Below are 19,110 nucleotides of genomic sequence, written 5' to 3' on the forward strand. Positions count from 1 at the left end.
TTTTTAAAGTGAAGTCAATACTAAAGAAGAAGGTTGATACCAGGCAAAACGCGAGGTGTCAACCTTTTCTTTTATTATCTATTCCTAAAATATTAATCTTTTCTCAAATCCTTATTCCTTGTTGGAAGAAGCATAGAGACCGATGCAGGCACCGATGAAGCCGCCGCTTTTCTGGGTGCTCAGGTTAGAGGCGTCCACACCCTTGGCAAGCAGCTGCCAGCTGCCGCCTTCTTCGGCATAATAGAAATCATAATATCTGTCATGACCTTCTACCTTCAGCTTCAGCTTGCCAGCCTTGATAGGAGCAGAGGCGATAGTAACATTGTTCTTCTCGGCACGGGTCAGAGTAATCATCAGCTTGCCCTTCTTCATGGTCTTACCCAATACGAAGTTGTGGTCTTCCTTCTGGAGAAGTGCCAAACCTGCTATCTCCTTGTCGTTGCGAGGAGTGAAGTTGATTTCTGTCTCGGCAGAGAAGGTGCCGTGCTGCTGGCGTGCCCAGATGGCAGACATTGGTTCACGCTTGTAGATATTGCCTGGCAAGAGATTCAGCGTCAACTTGCCATTTTCTACCTTGTAGCAATCCACAGGGTCACGGAGGAACATCCAGCGGTTGGTGTCTATTCCATGCTGATTGATTGTTACCTCATGTTCGCTCTTGTTGCCTTTCTTGTCGGTCATAACAAGTGAGCCACTCATGGTATTCTCAAAATTGTCTGTATACTCGAAGTTGCCAGAATAGAGGTTCTGGCCGTTTGGCTTCAGTCCTGCCTTCTCTCCAACGGTAGAGATAGGAGTATTCTTGGCAAGAATCTCTGGCCATCCATTCTTCCAGGTTACAGGCAGGAGATAAGTATCACGACCTGTGTTGTACATATCTTCTTCGTATGGGCGGCAAGCCAGGAATACAGCCCACCAGTTACCCTTGCCATCTTCTACGATGTCGGCATGACCGGCACTTGATACTGGGTCCTTGCGGTTAGGGTCGAGACCGGTACGCTGGGTAAGGATAGGGTTGTTAGGGCATTCCTCCCATGGTCCCATCGGATTCTTGGCACGCAGGATTACTTCACTGTGCCATCCGCCTGTACCTCCCTCGGCACACATCAGATAATAGAACTTGCCCTTCTTGAAGAGGTGAGGACCCTCAATCCAGATAGGACGCGCCTCTACATGGGTTCCGCCACGCAGAATCTCCTTGAAGTCGCCCTTGATGCTGTCGCCCTTCACGTCGAATTCGAAGCAGCGGATAGCACGCTGACCCTCATAGTCGGCACCACCAACTACCGGACCGTTATGCACGATATATCCCTTTCCGTTGTCATCGAAGAAGAAGCTAGGGTCGATGCCGTCAATCTTCTTCAGATAGATAGGCTCGCTCCAGCCTTTGGAAGGATCTTTTGATTTCACAAAGAAGTTGCCGGCTCCCACATTGGTGGTAATCATATAGAAGGTCTTGTTCTTCTTGTTATAGCTGATGGCTGGTGCGAAGATACCGGCTGATACCTGCTGGCCCTTCAATGGAACCTGTGATGTGCGGTCGAGAACATGACCGGCAGGCTGCCAGTTGACCAGGTCTTTACTGGTTGAGAGAGGCACACCTGGGAAGAAGGTAAACGAAGAGTTTACCAGATAGTAGGTGTCACCTACGCGACAGAGTGATGGGTCTGGATAGAAACCAGCCAGTACCGGGTTGTAATACTGGTGAGTCTTGTCGATTTCAACATTGAAGCGAGCGTCATTTCCCGCATACTTGAAATAGTCAAACTCAGCTGTCTGCGCCTGTGCAGCGGCTGCAAGCGTCAGGGAAAGCGATAAGATTGCAATTTTTTTCATTTTATTATTGGGTTTAAAATTACAGAATGAGTATCTGAACTCATGGCTGAAACATGTATTCAGAATTCTGCTGCAAAGTTACCGCTTTCCTTTTAAATATACCCCCACATAATGTTACCAACACTTTGCGAGGCGTATCATAAACATCTCTATATGTAACAAATACTTTATTTTGGGAAACATCTGGCCTTTTCTGCAGTGAAAAGGCTAGATTTTCCGGTGCGCCTGCATATAATCGCGAGGCGAAGAGCCATAAAAGTTCTTGAACATGGTGCTGAAGCTGGCTGGATTGGAGAAACCGCAGCTAAACATGATGTCTGTTATCGTCTTGTTAGAGTGGCTCAGTAACTTTTCGGCATATTGCAGACGGGTATTGCGGATGAAGGCATGTGGTGTCTGGTTGGTCAGTTCCTTCATTCGGCGGTGCAGATGCACACGGCTCAGTCCTACTTCGCGAGCAATCATATCCACACTCAGGTCCTCATTATCCATGTTATCATTGATTACCTTCATCACCTGTTCCATCAGCTGGTCTTTTGGCGAAAGGTCTTTTTCTATCGCGATCTGCTTGTCGCTCTGTCTCTCGTTGCCCATAAACTTGTTTCTCAAAGTACGGCGCACGTTGAGCAGGTTGATGATGGTGCGGCGCAGAATGTCCATATTGAACGGCTTCACCACATAGGCATCGGCACCCGACTGCAAACCGGTCAGCTGGTCTTCCTCTCTGCTCATCGCTGTAAGCAGAATCACCGGAATGTGGTTGGTGTTCACATTGTTCTTAATCTTGGTACAGAGCGTATTGCCGTCCATCTCTGGCATCATGATGTCTGAGATAACGAGGCTTGGCTTCTGCTTGATAATCTCCGGCAGCGCCTCCTTTCCGTTGCAGAAGGTAAGGATATTGTAGGTTTCCTGTAGTTGGGTCTTCAGGAAATTACGTATTGCCTCATCGTCTTCTACCACAGCGATGGTGCTCTTTGCCTTGCTCTTGAAATCTTCTTCGGCGTCATTGGCTGTATCGGCAGCATTCTCTTCGTTTCCTTCCTCCATGTTTTCTTCCAGTTCCTTGATGTCTTCAGCAGTCTGTGGCTCCGGTGCATCTATCATTTCTTCCGGTTTCAGATGCTCGTTGCCCAGAGGCAGCGTGATGAGGAACTGGCTTCCTTCCTTCCAGTCGGCTTCATCAAGTGTCTTGTTGTTGGCGGCTGTAATGGTTCCGTAGTGCAGTTCCACGAGCGAGCGGGTCAGGTCGAGACCGATTCCCGTACCTACATTCCGGTCATTAGAAGTGGTGGTACTCTGATAGAAGCGCTGGAAAATCGTTTCGAGCTTTTCCTCCTGAATGCCCTTGCCGCTGTCCTTGATGGCGATGCGGACATGATGAGGCGAGTGGGAGAGGGTGATACGGATTCTGCCGCCTGCAGGAGTAAACTTGAAGGCGTTTGACAGGACATTCATCAATACCTTGTCAAAGTTGTCGCGGTCTATCCATACCGGGAGTGTTTCATCTTCGTGCTCAAAGGTGAAGTGGATGCTCTTGGCTATCGCCTGCTGGCAGAAGAGTTTGTATTCATCGCCAATAAAGGCAACCATATCAGTTTCGCTCATGTGCATCACCATTTGTCCCTTGTCAATCTTTCTCAGGTCCATCATCTGGTTAATCAGGTGCAGGATTCGTTCCGAGTTCTTGCGCATCATATCATAGATGCCCTGTCGGTGAGCGTCTTTATCTTCCTTAATCAGCGTGAACAGCGGAGTGAGGATAAGGGTCAATGGGGTACGGATTTCGTGGCTGATGTTCATGAAGAACTTCAGTTTTGCTTCGCCCATCTCTTCCGCATGGATATGCTGCTGCAATATGAGCTGGTCTTCCATCTTGCGTTTGCGGTGCTTGATATAGAGCAGACAGAGCCCCAGGAAGGCTAGCAGATAGCAGATTCTTGCCCAGATGCTGGCGTACCAGGCTGGGTGAACGATGATGGAGAACTCCTTGACAGGGGTTTCGTATCCGTTGCAGATGGCCTTGACACGGAACTTATAGGTACCTGCTGGCATGTGTGAGAATGACAGCTCGTTCATGCCAGACTGTATGGTTCGCCAATCCTCACCATTGATGCTGTAGGCGTAACTGATCTGCTCTACATTATTATATGTAAGAGTAGACAGGTGGATGGTGAAGGTGTTGTCTTCATGAGATAAGGAGAACTTGTCGCTGTTGTAGGCACTTTTGTCGGTGATAGTATAGATGCCCGATTCCATATCCTGGTATATAGGTTTGTTGCCCAAAAAAAGTCCTGATATGGTAACTTTTGCCTGCCAAGGATGCTGTTTCACCTTGTCCGTATCAAACCAGTTGATACCGCCGGTTCCGCCCATCACCAGCATCTTTCCTCCCCAGAGCGTGCAGGCTGCTGCATCGCTGAACTCATTGCTCTGCAAGCCATTGTCTGAGTAGTACTTGTTGATGGTACCTTTTTCTGTATCTATCTGGTTTAAACCACAGGTAGTTCCTATCCAGATTCTACCCTTGTAATCTTCTATGATGCTGGTTACGCTGTTGTCAGAAAGTCCAAGTTCTGTGTTATAGATCTTCGGATGAGCATATCCCTTCTTCGGATCATAGCAGATTGCGCCGTCTTCAGTGCCAAACCATACGCGGTTCTTGCTGTCAGAAAAAACGCAATGAGAGAAACTGCCCTTGCTCAGACAGTTGACGCCACCGAAAGTGGAAGTCCAGCTGTTTTTTTGCTGGTCATAGCAAGCCAGACCCACAGAAGTGGCTACGAAAACCCGCTTACCATCTTTTGAGATGCTAAGATTTATGAGGTAATCATTAGGAATACTGTTCTTTTTCAGGTTGTTGTCGGCATCATCTTGTGCTTTCCATTGCTTGATGCTTCCATCTGGAGAAAGGCGGAAAAGTCCTTTGCCCATGGTAGCAAACCATACATTGCCCTGCGGGTCTTCCTGGATATCGAAGATGCCCGCCTGGTTGCCAATGCCTAGGCTGAATGGATGGAAAGATCCCCCCGCATCTATCAATCCGATGCCGTCAGTATAGGTTCCTACCCATGTTCTGCCTTTCTTGTCTTTGCAGAGTGCCAGTACCGTGGTGTTGCTTAATAAATGGCTCTTGATGCTACCGGCTTTTATGTCAAAGAGGTAAAGACCATCCTTGTCGGTGCCCACCCAGACTTGATCGCCCTGGTTGGCACACAGACTTGTGATGCTGTTTTCGCCTATCACGTTGCGGCTGTCCAAACGGTAGCCCATATAGTTGAAATCGCATTGAGCCTGCGACTGCATGAATACGCCCTTCTGGAGCATACTCACCCAGATGTTTCCCGTAGAATCTTCTATAATGCTGGTAATCTTGCTCTTGGCAAGATTTACTTCATGGCAGAACAGAGGATTATTTTGCAAGAATCCTGTTACAGGATTATACACGAAGATACCCATACCATCGCAACCGATAAACAAGCGCTGGTCGCGGCTGATATAGATGTTGTCAATAGGAAGATTGCCTATGCCGGCTATCTTGGTGAAGGCGGTTGAACCTGCCTTGAGAAGGTAAACACCATCATTCTTGGTAGCAAGATAAATGTTGCCCTTGTTGTCTTGCCTGATATCTTGTGTGTTAAGTTGCTCTGTTCCCATGATGCGTGAAACAAGCTTGCCGTTCTTTTCTTTCCGTAACAGCTTTCCGTTTTCCAGGATAATCCAGAGCCTTTCTTGTTTGTCTTCCAGAATCTTATGTATGTATTTCAGGTTCTCCACTTCTCCTTTCATGGTGTAACAGGCGTTTGCATCTATTTTCTTGGTCATGATGCCGTAACCGGAGGTAACGACAGCAATATCGCCATTGTGCAAACGGCTTACCTGGTTAACGTAAGTGTTTATAGGCTTATTTCTTGAATCGAGCATAGGTACGTTGCAGAACCTTTTACCATTAAGTATAAGTAGCGACTTGTTTGTTCCCAGCACAATACGCCCCTTTTCATCCTGTGTTATACAGTTGATATAGTTGCTGTTGAGCCCGTTACTGTTGTTGTAGGCTTTTCTGATGACCATAAAGTTATAGCCATCATAGATATTCAAGCCGTTACGGGTGGCAATCCAAATGAAACCATTTGAATCCTGGAACACCTGAGTGGCAAGGTTGCTCGAAAGCTGGTTGTCTGAATTGAAAAGTTTTCCTCGCTGCGCCATCATGTTCTGCGCAGTGAGACAGAAGATAAACATCAGTAAAAGACCGATGTATCTCATTGTTCTGAGGTTTGATTTCATGGAAATCATCATGATTCTTGGTTTCATTGTCTTTTGGCTTTTTTATATTCGTTTGCAAAAATACAAAATTTATGGGAGAATAGTGCACAGAAATGTATGTTTTTTATAGATTTGTGCTAAAAAGATGTTAAAATGTTACGTAGGGTAAAGATAATGTTACATGTGGTACGAGAGAAAAACTATTGGTTACTTATTATAAAGTATATATGATAGATTAGGAGTATCTTTGCATCGGTTTTTAAGTTGTATATATTTAGAATATTTAGGTTAGTTAGGTTTATACATAATAGTTTGTAGAATAGGTTTAGAATTTCTAAAAGATTTTGATATTATGGTTTTTATATAGAATCATGATTAATTGGTTTTCGGGAATGGTGCGTAGTGATTACGCGCCATTCTATTTTAAAAGACCAGCAGCCTTTTCTGTAAACTGGAACCTGACAATCCTTCATAATATAATAAGGTGACTGACAAATAATGATAAATCTAAAAATAATTGTAACAATGAACAGAAAGAAAATGTTAATATCACTCGCTATGACTATGCTGTCAATGGCGGGACTGGCTGCCGATAATCTGCCGGCACTTCGTGTGCAGGGTAAGAACCTGGTGGATGCAAATGGTAAAACTGTGGTTCTTCATGGTGTGATGGATACACCGAACCGTTACTTCAACGGCAATCGTTGGGGCACGGGCGGATACAATGTCAGCGACATTACACCTTGTCTCAATTATTTCGAGAAGATGTTTACCGCCATCACTGATAAGGAGCAGGGAGCTTACTGTACCGTGTTCCGATTGCACATGGATCCATGCTGGACCAACTATAATGCGCCAGTAGGAACGGGTGAAAACAATATCCAGTATTTTAGTGAGTATCGATACAAGATATTCTTGAGCAAACTTTATGTCAAGCTTGTGAAGAAAGCCTTGGCTCATGGACTATATGTAATCGTTCGCCCTCCTGGCGTTTGTCCACAGAATATCAAGGTGGGAGATGAATATCAGGCATATCTTAAGAAGGTGTGGAATCTCTTCGCTTCCGATCCCACCATCCAGAAGAATGCCGGACAGGTGAGCATCGAGCTAGCCAATGAGCCTATTAATGTGTTGCTGGCAGATGGCTCTAAATCAGACAAGGCTCTCCATGATTTCTTCCAACCTGTGGTAGATGAGATTCGTGCCACTGGCTTCAAGGGAATCATCTGGGTTCCGGGTGCGGGTTATCAGAGCAAGTATCAGGATTACGTCAAGCATCCTATCACCGATAGCGAGAATAACTTCTCTTATGCAGTACATGTTTATTCCGGATGGTATGGAAATATGACCGATAAGAGTTGCGATCACGATACTTTCATCCGCAACTTCAAAAGTCAGGTGCCGATGGTAGAGACGAAGCCTATCATGGTAACGGAGATAGACTGGAGTCCGGAAGATCCTGACAAGGCGAGCGAAGGTCACTACAATGAGTGGGGACAGTGGACAGTTCCTAATCTCGGCACTTGGGCTACAGGCTCCACCTCCAAATGGGGCTTGGCATGGAAGGCAGTTCACGACCACTTTGGCAACATCGGCATGACCATCACTCATCCACAAGAGTATTACGACATTGATGAGTATCTGAAGACGGGAAAGGTACAGCCTGGTTTGCAAAATGCCAAGAAACATGGTCTCTTTGAGGAGTGCTGCTCCTATGCTTGCTTCAACTGGTATAAAGAGTGGTATTTGAAACAAAATACAACAGGAATTAAACAATTAGAAACCCAGGCAGACGTGGTTTCCACCTTATATTATAATATAGAAGGAAAAGAAGTTGAAAAGCCAACTGCAGGTGTTTATATAATAAAACAACTGTTAAGTAATGGAAAAATACGTTCTCGCAAGGTTTTTCTAAAATGATAAACTTTCTGTTACACCACGCAAAGTATGTTTCGAAAGAAATCCATACCTTTGCCGCCGTGAATAAACAGTTTTTGTGCACGCCTAAATTTTTAAAGCATAAATCAAAAATGAATAGAACATGATTGAACAAGTGTTAACAATGAAACGGACAGCAGCCTTATGCTTGGTGGGAGCTTTCTGCAGCCTGAATGCTCAGGCACAGAAGATCCAGGTCAAGGGTAATCTTGTTGACGGTACAGGTGAGCCTCTGATAGGTGCCACTGTAAAAGTGAAAGGTAATGCCAGCGTCGGTGCGGTCACCGACTTAGATGGTAATTTCAGTATCAGTGTTCCTTCAGAGAATTCTATCCTCGTATTTACATACGTAGGTATGAAGACCAAGGAAGTAAAGATTGGTAAGAAGAGAGATTTCAAACTCTCAATGGAAGACGACAATGCCATCGGCGAAGTTGTAGTCGTTGGTTATGGTCAGCAGAAGAAGGCTTCTGTCGTAGGTTCTATTGCACAGACCACAGGTGAGGTGCTGGAACGTGCTGCCGGTGTCAGCGACATTGGTGCTGCCTTAACTGGTAACCTTCCTGGTGTGGTAACTGTTCAGGGCAATGGTATGCCTGGTGAGGAGGAGCCACAGATTATCATTCGTGGTGCTAGTTCTTGGAACAACAGTGACCCTCTCGTCCTAGTCGATGGTATCGAGCGTCCTATGAGTAGTGTAGACATTGGTTCTGTAGAGAGCATCTCTGTATTGAAGGATGCATCTGCCACTGCCGTTTATGGTGTGAAGGGTGCCAATGGTGTCATCTTGATTACTACCAAGCGTGGTAAGGAAGGCAAGGCTAAGATTGATGTAGGCTTCAACGCTACATTGAAGGCTCCTTCTAAGTTGCCTAACAAGTATGATTCATACGATGCCTTGATGTTCCGCAACAGGGCAGTGGAGCATGAGTTGGGTGTTTCTCCAGAATCTTGGTCTTACATCCGTCCTCAATCATTTATTGAGAACTATCGTAACCAGACTACGGATGAGCAGCGTGAGCGTTATGCTAACGTGGATTGGCAGGATGCCCTCTTCAAGAAGAGCGCCATGTCATATAATGCCAATGTCAATGTGAGCGGTGGTACAAGCTTCGTGAAGTATTTTGCTTCTGCCGACTTTGTACACGAGGGTGACCTCTTCCGTGAGTATGATAACGGACGTAACTATAACTCTGGCTATGGATACAATCGTATCAATGTGCGCAGTAACTTGGACTTCTCTATCACGAAAACTACTACATTAAAGGTAAATGTATCTGGTTCTAATGGTGTGCGCAAGGCTCCTTGGAGCAACATGAGCAATAGCGAGTGGCAGATTGGTCAGCAGTGGGCTGGTGCTTATAACATCGCTCCAGATGTATTCTTGCCTCAGTATAGCGATGGCTCTTGGGGTTATTATCCAAATGCGTCTAACGTAAGTAACTCTGCTCAGAATCTCGCCATCGGTGGTACAGCGCAGGCTACTACTACTCGTATCAATACCGACTTTACCTTGGAGCAGAAACTCGACTTCATCACCAAGGGCTTGAACTTGCGTGGTACCGTTTCTTGGGACAACGTGTTTGTTGAGACGAGCCGTGGTATCAATGACTTGAACAATACAGCTCAGACCAAGTATGTTGATCCGGAGACTGGCAATATAACATATGGCCAGGTATATGAGTCAAACAATAAGTTCGACTGGAAACAGGGCGTTAACTGGAGTACTTCAGGTGGTTCGGTTGATAACAACCAGACTGTTCGCAATCTTTACTATCAGTTGCAGCTCAACTGGGCTCGCAAGTTCGGACAGCATGATGTTACAGCCATGGGCTTGTTCTCTCGTCAGGAGAATGCACGTGGTAGTGTGATGCCTACTTACCGTGAGGACTGGGCGTTCCGTGCTACTTATAGCTATGCTGGTCGTTACAACATCGAGTATAACGGTGCTTACAACGGATCAGAAAAGTTTAGCAAGGACAATCGCTTCGCCTTCTTCAATTCTGGAGCTATCGGTTGGACCATCACTGAGGAAAACTTCATGAAGTATCTTCGTGACAAGCACATCATTGATATGTTGAAGTTCCGTGCATCTTACGGTGAGATTGGTGATGATAACCTGGGCGATCCATTCGACTCTTCTCGTCGTTGGCTTTACATGAACCAGTGGGCATACGGAGGCAACACAGTGATGGATCTTGACCATACCAACAGTATCTACACATGGTATCGCCAGAATACATTGGGTAATAAAGATGTGAAGTGGGAGACTGTGAAAAAGACCAACTTCGGTATTGATTATGGTTTCTTGGGTGGTTTGATTACCGGTTCGCTCGATTTCTTCTGCGACCGTCGTAACGACATTTTGATCTTTGGTGATAACCGCTCCATCCCATCTTACTTTGGTACTACAGCTCCTACTATCAATAAGGGTAAGGTTCGTACCAGTGGTTACGAGTTGGAGTTGAAGCTCAACAAGAAATTTGCCAATGGCATCCGCCTCTGGGGTAACATCAATATGACCCATGCCAAGAATAAGGTAATTTTGAAGGATGACGCTCAGCTCACTCCTAACTATCAGAAGGAGGCAGGCTACTCTATGGGGCAGTATCACTCATACATTGATCGTGGCTTTATCAACGACATCGATGACTTGATAGGTTCTCCAGCTCATGAGTCTAACGACAACCACCGCTTGGTAGGCGATTACTACATCGTAGACTTCAACGGTGATGGTGTGGTAGATAGCAAGGACTCAGCTCCAGTAGGTTATAGCTCAAGCCCTCAGAATACATACAATGCCACTATCGGTATCGAGTATAAGGGCTTCTCTGCTTTCGCTCAGTTCTATGGTGTAACCAATGTAACTCGTGACGTAACCTTGACAAGCTTTGGCAATAAGTTGGACAATGTTTATGACACTGGTACTTGGTGGGACAAGAATGAGTCTTCTCCAGAATCTATCATTCCTCGCTGGGGTGCTACCCAGTCTGATTACAGCAATGGTACTCAGTTCCTCTATGATGGTTCATACATCCGTCTGAAGAACGTAGAGATTGCTTATACTTGGACCAAGGGATGGATCAAGGCTCTCGGTATGAACTACCTCAAGGTATACTTGAATGGTAACAACCTCTGGCTTTGGACTCGTATGCCTGATGACCGTGAGGCTAACCTCGGTGGTGGCGGTTTCCTTGGAGCATATCCTACAGTACGCCGCTTCAACTTAGGTGTTAAATTCTCATTGTAATATTAAAATGAACATTCAAATGAAAAATAAGATAAAGAATTTTTTGTTGATGGGATGCGTCTCGCTGGCTCTCGGCACCTCGCTCAACTCTTGCCAGGACTATCTTGACAAGGAGGCAGATTCTACAGTCTCAGAAAATGACGCATTTGTAAACTTCCGTAACTTTCAGGGTTATGTAGAGGAGATTTACAACTGTATCCCTGATAAGGAAAAATGTAACTGGTGTCCTTCTTGGAACTGGGGTGATGATGAAATCTTCAACCCAGAGGCTGATGGCCGTATGACACACCAGGTAGACTTGGGCAACTTCCGTGCTTGGCAGACCACTGGTAACTGGCTTTACAAGGATGGCAGCAACCCTACATCTACAGATAAGTTCAACCACTCACTTTGGCCACATGCTTGGTATTGCATTCGTAAGGCTAACCAGGGCTTGGCTAATCTCGATAAGTTGGTAGCTAGCAAGGCAGAGAAAGACCTCATTGCTGGTCAGCTTTACTTCTTCCGTGCATGGTGGCACACTGAGTTGATGCAGTACTTTGGTGGTTTGCCATACATTGATACCTATTTGGATCTCAATTCAGAGCTCAATTTGCCTCGTCTCTCTTATCAGGAGTGTGCAGAGAAGGCTGCTGCTGATTATCGCAAGGCTGCCGATCTGTTGCCTATCAACTGGGACAATGAGTATGATGGTGCTGCCACACAGGGCAAGAACGACCTTCGTATCAACAAGATCATGGCACTCGGTTATCTGGGCAAGACTTATCTCTGGGCTGCCAGCCCATTGATGAAGGATGGCGCACAGGTAGGAGCTAGCAAGAATGGCAAGACATACGACTATGATGAGGAGTTTGCCAAGAAGGCAGCTGATGTCTTCGGTGAGTTGCTCACATTGGTTGAGGGGGGCCAGACACAGTATGGGTTGGCTGAGTTCAAATATAAGGACGTCTACAATCATGAGCGTTCTGCCGATGCTAACTCTTGCTTCTCTGATATCTTCTATACCAAGAAGCAGAACTGGAAAATGCCTGGATCTATTGAGGCTATCTTCCGTGGTCCATCTGCAGACTTCAACGGCTCTAACTGGAATACCTCTAAGGTGTTTGGTCCTAAGGTTGACAAAGTGGTTGGACATGACAATGTGATTCACCAGCCTACAGCTAACTTGATAGCTGCTTACGGTATGGCTAATGGTGAGCCCGCTTACATCGTAGAGAATGGCAAGTTGGTTCCTAACATAGCAGGTGGTTTCGATCCTACTCATCCATATAAGAACCGTGACCCACGCTTCTATCACGACATCGTGTTTGATGGCTTCAAGTATCTGAATGGTACTCCTGGTCAGTGGGCTAACTTGCAGTACTGCCAGTTGTATACAGGTGGAAATATGCGTCCAGTGGCTAATGGCAGCCGTACAGGTTACTTCATTCAGAAGTTGGTGCCTCATACATGTAATGAGGTGGATCGCGACTACGATTGGGGTTCAGCATTCCACTGTTACTTGCCATATATGCGTCTGGCTGACATCTATCTGATGTATGCTGAGGCTTGTGCTGCGTTTGGTGGTGCTTCTGGCAAGGCTACTAACTTTAGCAAGACTGCTGAGGATGCCATCAATACCCTTCGTGATCGTTGTGGCGCTGGTCATGTGGCTCCAGAGTATGTAGCTGATCCACATAAGTTCATGGACGAGGTTCGCCGTGAGCGTGAGGTGGAACTTGCTTTCGAGGGCTTCCGTTTCAACGACTTGCAGCGCTGGTTGCTCCTGACCGAGGCTCCTTACAATGTAAAGTACTCTGATGAGTTTGACCGTGTGGAGAATGCCGATTTCTACAAGGAGAAAGACCCAGCTAATGCTCAGGTGGCTAACTTCCGCCAGGAAGTGATCTTGACTCGTCACTTCACAGCCAAGCACTATTGGTTCCCATTGCCTATCAAGGATGTTTATCTCTATCAAGAGCTTAGTCAGAATCCTGGTTGGTAAAATAACATTATATAGTAATACTAAAATAAGAATGATAGTATGAATTCAAAATTCAAATCATATAATTCAAAGTTCCTGTTGGCAGGTCTTGTGTCATTGGCTCCTATGGCTGCCGATGCCAAAACTGCTGCTGAGAACGAAACCGATACCGTTGCTGCCGACAAGGAGATGGTCAATGTGGCTTATCGCAAGGTAGCCAAGGGTGACATCTTGGGCGGCGTTTCGGTAGTCGATGTAGAGGGATTGATGAAGAAAAACTACCACACTTATAGCCTTGACAACATGCAGGGCTACGTGGGTGGTTGGAATGGCAACTCTCTCTGGGGTATGGATGCTGACAATGCAGGATACTTGGTATTGGTAGATGGTGTGCCTCGTGAGGCAACCAACGTGATGCCTAGCGAGATTGACCAGATTACATTCCTCAAGGGTGCGCAAGCTGTAGTGCTCTATGGTAGCAAGGCAGCTAAGGGTGCTGTGCTCATCACCACCAAGCGTGGCAAGAACGATGGCTTGAAGGTTGAGGTGCAGGCTAACGCTGGTCTCAATGTGGCTAAGTCATTCCCTGAGTATCTGGGCTCTGCTGAGTATATGACTCTCTACAACGAGGCTCGTGCCAATGACGGTTTGACTCCTCTCTACTCTGCTGAGGATATCTACAATCATGGCTTGGGCACCAACCCATATCGTTATCCTAATCTCGATATGTACTCTTCTGACTATCTTCGCAAGATGAATAGTCGCTACGAGGCTACTGCTGAGATTAGTGGTGGTGGTAAGCGTGCTCACTTCTATAGCAACATTAACTATTATCGCCAGGGCGACTTCCTGAAGTTTGGTGAGGCTAAGAACAATAACACTCAGCGTTTCAGTGTACGTGGTAATGTAGATGTCAACATCACAGATGACATCAAGGCTTGGGTCAACTCCAATGCCACATTCTATGATTCACATTCTGCTATTGGTGATTATTGGAATGCAGCTGCTACTTGGCGTCCTAACTTCCCACAGAATGCTAGCCCATTGATCTCTACAGACATGATAGCTCCTAATGCCAAGGCTGCTTGGGACTTGATGAGTGTGGCTAAGCTGGTGGATGGCAAGTACTTCTTGGCTGGTACACAGGCTAACTCTTCTAACATCTTCGCAGATTACTATGCTGCTGGTAAGAGCAAGTATACTAGCCGCCAGTTCCAGTTTGATACAGGTGTTAACATCAATCTGCACAAGTTGTTGCAGGGCTTGTCTTTCGAGACTCGTTTCGCAGTAGACTATGCTACCTCTTACACCACATCTTTCAATAATAGCTATGCCATCTATATCCCAACATGGTCAAACATCGACGGCAAGGATATGATCGTAGCTTTGAAGAAGGAAGGTGAGGATAAGAAGTCTGGTGTACAGAACATCGCTAATAGTGTGGACAATCAGACCATGCTCTTCTCTGCTCAGTTCAATTACGCCAATACATTTAATAAGGTACATAACCTCTCTGCGATGTTGATTGCCTCTGGCTATCAGCAGTCTAAATCAGGTGAGTATCACAAGACATCAAGTGCTAATCTTGCCTTGGATGCATCTTATGATTACGCCAAGACTTATTATGCAGACTTCGGCTTGGCAGCTATCCACTCTGCACAGTTGGCTCCAGGTCATCGTGTAGGCTTCTCTCCTTCACTTTCATTGGGTTGGAGACTCAAGAACGAGAACTTCTTGAAGAACAGCAAGGTGGTAGACGATATGATGATCAGTGTATCTGGTAGCATCATCAACGAGGATATTGACTTGGCAGTAAATGACAACAGATACTATCTCTATGACACCAACTGGCAGACAGCTGATGGTTATGGATGGTATGATGGTTCTGCTGGCAAGTACACATTCTCTAAGCGTTCTGCCAACAAGGATCTCGACTTCATCAAGCGTAAGGAACTTTCTGTCAACTTCAAGACTTCCTTGTGGCAGCAGATGGTAACATTGGATGCTAGCTTCTTCGTTAACTCGATGGAGGGTTATCTGATTTCTACTCCAACGTTCTATCCTTCTCACTTTAAGCCAGGCTATCCTGATGCTTCATTCATGCCTGTGCTCAACTTTAACAATAATCGCCGCATCGGTTTCGACTTCGCAGCTAACTTCAATAAGAAGGTGGGTGATGTAGACTTGCAGCTCGGCGTAACAGGTACTTATTATAACACCAAGGCTACCAAGCGTGATGAGATGAATGCATGGGATTACCAAAACCGTGAGGGCAAGGCTCTCGATGGTATCTGGGGTTATAAGTTTGCTGGCTTTTTCCAAAGTGAGGAAGAAATCAAGAACTCTCCAGACCAGAGCCGCTTGGGTAGTGACGTGAAGCCTGGCGATATGAAGTATGTGGATGTAAACGGTGATGGCAAGATCGACTCTTACGACCAGGTGTTCCTGGGCAAGGGTGGTTGGTATGGCTCTCCATTCACATTGGGTGTAAACCTCACTGCTAAGTGGAAGAACTTCACATTCTTCGCCCTCGGTACTGGCAACTTCGGTGCTTATGGCTTGAAGAACAATTCTTACTGGTGGGTAAAGGGTGACGGCAAGTACTCAGCTGTGGTTCGCAATCGCTGGACTAAGGCAACCAAGGAGACTGCTACTTATCCACGTCTTACCACACTCTCAGGTAGCAACAACTATCAGACATCAGACTTCTGGATGTACAGCACAGACGCTTTCCGCTTGGCTAAGGTACAGATTACATACGACCTGCCTAGCACGCTCTTCCAGAAGACTTGGCTTAAGGGCTTGTCTGCTTATGTAAGCGGTGCCAACTTGCTCACTATCTCTAAGAACCGTGAGGTATTGGAGATGAACATAGGTAGTGCTCCTCAGACACGCTATTATAATATAGGTGTGAAGGCTACATTCTAATCATTATTAAATGTATACAGAAATGAAAATTAATAAGTTATTTATATTAGCTGCATTGTCACTCTCGTTGGTGTCTTGCTCAGATCTCTTTGAGCCTGCACAGGAAAACAACCGTAGCTTGGACGAGATTTACGAAGAGCCTACTTATGCTCAGGGACTTCTCGGCTATGCTTATGCCGTGCTTCCTTATAATACCAAAAGTGTAACTGATGTGGCAACCGATGATGCTGTAAGCAATGATTTGTCTAACAGCTACCTGAAAATGGCTACTGGTTCTTGGGCTGCCAATAATGACCCTATGAACAAGTGGACTAGCTGTCGTGCTAGCATCCAGTACTTGAACATCTTCCTTCAGGAAGTGGACAAGGTAGACTGGGCTAAGGACAAGGGTGCGCAGCAGATGTTCTGTGAGAGCCGTAAGGGTGAGGCTTATGCCTTGAGAGCTCTCAATATGTATTATCTCTTGATGAACCATGGTGGTTGGACTGAGGATGGTCAGCTCCTGGGTGTGCCAAACTTGACAAAGCCAGAGGATACTTCTTCTGATTTCAATCAGCCACGTGCCACATTCCAAGCTTGCTTGGATCAAATCTATAGCGACTTGGACCAGGCTGAGCAGTTGCTGCCTTTGGACTACAATGATTTGACTAAGTCAGATCCTGTGCCAGAAAAATACACTGCTATGGGTGTGGACAACTATCAGGACTATAACCGTGTATTGGGTTCTCTGATGCGTGGTCGTGTGAGCGGTCGTATCGCCAAGGCTATCCGTGCACAGGTTTCTCTCCTTGCTGCCAGCCCTGCTTTTAATAAGGGTACCAATGTGGATTATAAGCGTGCTGCTGATGATGCAGCCAGCTTGCTCGACTTGATAGGTGGCGTAAGCGGCTTGTCTGAAACAGGTAATTCTTGGTATGCTCAGACTAATGAGATTAATAATTTGCAGTCTGGTGCATGCCCTAAGGAGATTATCTGGCGTGGTAATAAGACTAATGGTGCAGATGATTGGGACCTCGGTTTGAACCAGGAGGCTGATAACTTCCCTCCATCTCTCTATGGTAAGGGACGTATCAATCCTACCCAGAACTTGGTGGATGCTTTCCCTGCTGCCAATGGTTATCCTATCACAGATGAGCGCAGTGAGTATGATGACTTGGATCCTTATAGTAATCGTGATCCACGCTTGGATCTCTACATTATCTATAATGGCTGCAAGTATAAGGGTGCAACCATCAATACCGACATCACCACTGCCAACAATGACAATGGACTGAATAAGATTGGTAACTCTACACGTACTGGTTACTATATGAAGAAGCTTCTTCGTGAGGATTGTAATCCTAATCCAAATGCCAAGAACGCACAGTATCACTATCCTGTGTATATCCGCTATACCGAGATCTTCTTGGATTATGCTGAGGCTGCCAATGAGGCTTGGGGACCTAAGGGCAATGGCACACATGCTTATTCTGCATACGATGTGATCAAGGCTATCCGTCATCGTGCAGGCATCACAGATGATTCTTATCTTGATGAGTGCGCTAACGACCAGAATAAAATGCGTGAGTTGATTCGCAATGAGCGTCGTATTGAGCTCTGCTTCGAGAACAAGCGCTTCAATGACCTCCGCCGCTGGAAGGCTCCTATCAATGAGGCTGTTCATGGCGTGGAGATTTCTACAGAGGCTGGTATTCCACAGTTCAAGGATATCACAGTAGAGGAAAGAAAATACGACGACTATATGTATTACGGTCCTGTGCCACAGACTGAAATCCTCAAGTGGGATCAGCTGAAGCAGAATGCAGGATGGAAAATTACAAACGACTAACATTTTATAATGATGAAAACTATGAAGATGAATAAATATTTCTCAATGGCTGCACTCGGAGCCTTGGCTCTGACTTTCGGCTCTTGTGAGAACGGCACGCCTGAGTTTGACGACTACGAGGGTGGCACATCAGTCTACTTCGCCCACCAAAACGTGGAGCGTATATTGGTGTTGGGCAATGACGAGAATCGTGACAATACCAAGGACAACGAGCATATTATCAACATCGTGTCTACCATGGGTGGTGCTTACAATGGTAAGGACATCACACTGGATGTGGCTGTAGATAATTCGCTTTGTGACAACCTCTATTTCTCTGATGGCGTATCTTCTGTAAAGCCTATGCCTGCAGAGTATTACACCTTGGCAGGTAACACCATCTCTTATGGTGGCAACTTGCAGGGAAGATTACAGGTGAAGCTCAACGATGCTTTCTTCGCTGATCCTGCCTCTGTAAAGAATACTTATGTCATCCCTCTGATCATCAAAGATCAGAAGGGTGCTGGCAAGATCTTGACGGGTACTCCTTTCCAGGAGGGTGAAACTCCTGCGCTGACCAATAGCGATGCGTGGAAGATATTGCCTAAGAACTATGTGCTCTATTGTGTGAAATACATGAACCCTTGGGCTGGATTCTATCTGCGCCGTGGTACAGATAAGATTACTGAGAATGGTCAGACCACAGAAGAGAAGCGTGAGGGTGCAACTATTGAGAAGGACGAGGTTTGCCAGATTACTACCAAGAGCCTTACAGAGGCTATCTATCCTCTCACAGTCAAGAGAGTTGTGGGCAAGAATGCTGAGGGTAAGGATATCCTCAAGTCTTATACTTGCAACTTGAAGCTTACCTTTGCTAACGATGGTACTTGCACTGTTTCTTCCGAGACAAAGGGCGTAACTGCTACAGGTACAGGTAAGTTTGTGGAGAAGGGCGCTAAGCTGGCTTGGGGCAACAAGGATCGTGACATCCTGACTCTCCAGTATACCGTAGACTTCGGTGCTGTCAAGGTAGAGACAACCGACCAGTTTGTAGCTCAAACTCGTGGTAATACCAATGGTATACCAACTTTCGATACTCAGTATATCGTAAAGTAAGCTGCG

8 protein-coding genes are annotated in these 19,110 nt (G+C 46.0%); 6 read left to right on the top strand and 2 right to left on the bottom strand.

All coding sequences use genetic code 11. The features are described 5' to 3' along the window. Positions 1–111: 111 nt before the first annotated feature. Positions 112–1,836, bottom strand: a complete 1,725-nt coding sequence (locus F7D47_RS12180) for a glycoside hydrolase family 43 protein (protein ID WP_153086022.1) — start codon at positions 1,834–1,836, stop codon at positions 112–114. A 207-nt stretch (positions 1,837–2,043) separates the two neighbouring features. Continuing rightward, entirely contained in the window at positions 2,044–6,150 is a 4,107-nt protein-coding gene (locus tag F7D47_RS12185) for a hybrid sensor histidine kinase/response regulator transcription factor (RefSeq protein WP_228113388.1), read from the bottom strand. A 477-nt stretch (positions 6,151–6,627) separates the two neighbouring features. Between F7D47_RS12185 and F7D47_RS12190 the strand changes: the two genes are divergently transcribed. The 6 genes from F7D47_RS12190 to F7D47_RS12215 all read left to right on the top strand — a co-directional run bounded on the left by F7D47_RS12190 (position 6,628) and on the right by F7D47_RS12215 (position 19,104). Next, positions 6,628–8,022: a cellulase family glycosylhydrolase gene (locus tag F7D47_RS12190; protein ID WP_194252607.1), complete on the top strand. Its 1,395-nt coding sequence runs from the start codon at positions 6,628–6,630 to the stop codon at positions 8,020–8,022. 121 nt (positions 8,023–8,143) lie between these two features. Then, positions 8,144–11,290 (top strand): SusC/RagA family TonB-linked outer membrane protein, encoded by a 3,147-nt coding sequence (locus tag F7D47_RS12195; protein ID WP_153086024.1) that lies wholly within the window; start codon positions 8,144–8,146, stop codon positions 11,288–11,290. Positions 11,291–11,309: 19 nt separating this feature from the next. Next, complete coding sequence (locus F7D47_RS12200; protein WP_437181627.1) at positions 11,310–13,274, top strand: RagB/SusD family nutrient uptake outer membrane protein; 1,965 nt, start codon at positions 11,310–11,312, stop codon at positions 13,272–13,274. Positions 13,275–13,313: 39 nt separating this feature from the next. Next, positions 13,314–16,181 (top strand): SusC/RagA family TonB-linked outer membrane protein, encoded by a 2,868-nt coding sequence (locus F7D47_RS12205; protein WP_153086025.1) that lies wholly within the window; start codon positions 13,314–13,316, stop codon positions 16,179–16,181. Positions 16,182–16,203: 22 nt separating this feature from the next. Continuing rightward, positions 16,204–18,009, top strand: coding sequence for a RagB/SusD family nutrient uptake outer membrane protein (locus F7D47_RS12210; RefSeq protein WP_153086026.1), 1,806 nt, complete (start codon positions 16,204–16,206; stop codon positions 18,007–18,009). Between the two features lie 21 nt (positions 18,010–18,030). Beyond that, positions 18,031–19,104 carry a DUF5627 domain-containing protein gene (locus F7D47_RS12215; RefSeq protein ID WP_153086027.1) on the top strand — a complete coding sequence of 358 codons (1,074 nt, stop codon included), beginning with the start codon at positions 18,031–18,033 and terminating at the stop codon, positions 19,102–19,104. Positions 19,105–19,110 lie beyond the last annotated feature (6 nt).

The sequence above is a fragment of the Segatella copri genome (assembly GCF_009494835.1).
Lineage (GTDB): Bacteria > Bacteroidota > Bacteroidia > Bacteroidales > Bacteroidaceae > Prevotella > Prevotella copri_F.